Annotated in this window: 1 protein-coding gene; it reads left to right on the top strand. The window is 60.4% G+C overall.

What is annotated here, in order from left to right; translation table 11 throughout:
• Window positions 1-127: 127 nt before the first annotated feature.
• A complete protein-coding gene (locus MKD38_RS30545; RefSeq protein ID WP_012354713.1) occupies window positions 128-1,456 on the top strand; it encodes an IS4 family transposase in 1,329 nt (442 codons plus the stop codon).
• Window positions 1,457-1,474 lie beyond the last annotated feature (18 nt).

Below are 1,474 nucleotides of genomic sequence, written 5' to 3'. Positions count from 1 at the left end.
CATCCCCTTATACGGAAGTAGGACCGTCTCCGCGGCGAGGCTTGGAGCTTGAAGTCCCGGGAATTTCGAGGTAAGGGGGTTGTTAACTTCGCCAGACTCGCGTTTACTCTCGGATTTTCGCGCAGCAATGAGCAACGAGTCGGGGGCATGGGTGGACGAGGAATTCGAGAGTCTGGATCTTGGTGATCCGGGGCGGGATCGGCGCGCCAAGGAGCTGCTCAAGCGGTTTGCGGCTCTGCCGACGGCGAGCATCCCCGGCGCATGCGATGACTGGTCGCAAACCATCGCGGCATATCGGTTTCTCGGCAATGAGCAGATCGATTGGCGGGACGTAATGCAGCCGCATTGGGAGCGCACTGCAGCGAGGGCCGCGCAGTTTCCGGTGGTGCTGTGCATCGCTGATACAACCGAATTGAACTTTAATGGCCAGGAGATCGACGGGCTGGGTCCGTTGACCTATGAAGCCCAGCGGGGCATGTTTTTGCATCCGACCTACGCGGTGACGCCTGACCGCGAGCCGCTGGGGGTGATCGATGCCTGGATGTGGGCTCGGGAGCCCAAGGACGCCGATGGCAACCGGGGCGGGATCAAGGAAAGCGTACGCTGGATTGAAGGATATGAACGGGTTGCGGAGCAAGCCGCGCTATTGCCGCAGACACGGCTGGTGTATGTGACAGACCGCGAGGGTGATATTGCCGAGTTGATGGCGCGCGCCCAGGAACTTGGCCAACCGGCCGACTGGTTGATCCGCAGCCAACACAACCGCAACCTGGCCGAGGGCGGCAAGTTGTGGGATAGCGTCGACGCCAGCCCGGTACTCGGGGAAATCACCTTTATCTTGCCAGGGCGAGCAGGCCAGAAGGCGCGCGAGGTCAAACAGGAACTACGCGCCCAGCGTATGAAGCTGCCGGGTCTGGTCGGAGCGGAGTTCACCTGTGTGGCGGCAAGGGAGATCGAAGCGCCCGCAGGCGTCAAGCCAGTGGTTTGGCGATTGGTGACGAACCGAGAAGCGCAGGACGCTGATGCGGTCAACGAACTTGTTGAATGGTATCGGGCAAGGTGGGAGATCGAGATGTTCTTCCATGTCCTGAAGACCGGCTGCAAGGTCGAGGCGCTACAGCTATCGCACATGGATCGTGTGGAGCGGGCCTTGGCGTTGTATATGGTGGTGGCATGGCGCATTGCCCGCCTGATGCGGTTGGGCAGAACCTGTCCGGATCTGGATGCGTCGCTGTTCTTCGATGCCGACGAGATTCGGGGGGCATACGTGCTCTCCAAGAAAGCTCGCCCGAAGACACCGGTCACACTCAATCAGATGATTCGGTTGGTTGCTTCCCTGGGCGGGTTCCTTGGGCGGAAGAACGATGGCGAGCCCGGCGCCAAGACGATCTGGATCGGCATGCAGCGAACCATGGACGCCGCGCTCACTATTCAAACACTGAGGGAAGAGTCATGACTTCCGTATAAGGAAATG

The sequence above is a fragment of the Cupriavidus sp. WGlv3 genome (assembly GCF_023952475.1).
Taxonomy (GTDB): Bacteria; Pseudomonadota; Gammaproteobacteria; order Burkholderiales; family Burkholderiaceae; genus Cupriavidus; species Cupriavidus phytorum.
The sequence above is the reverse complement of the archived record's forward strand: the minus strand, read 5'-3'. Positions and strand labels throughout refer to the sequence as shown.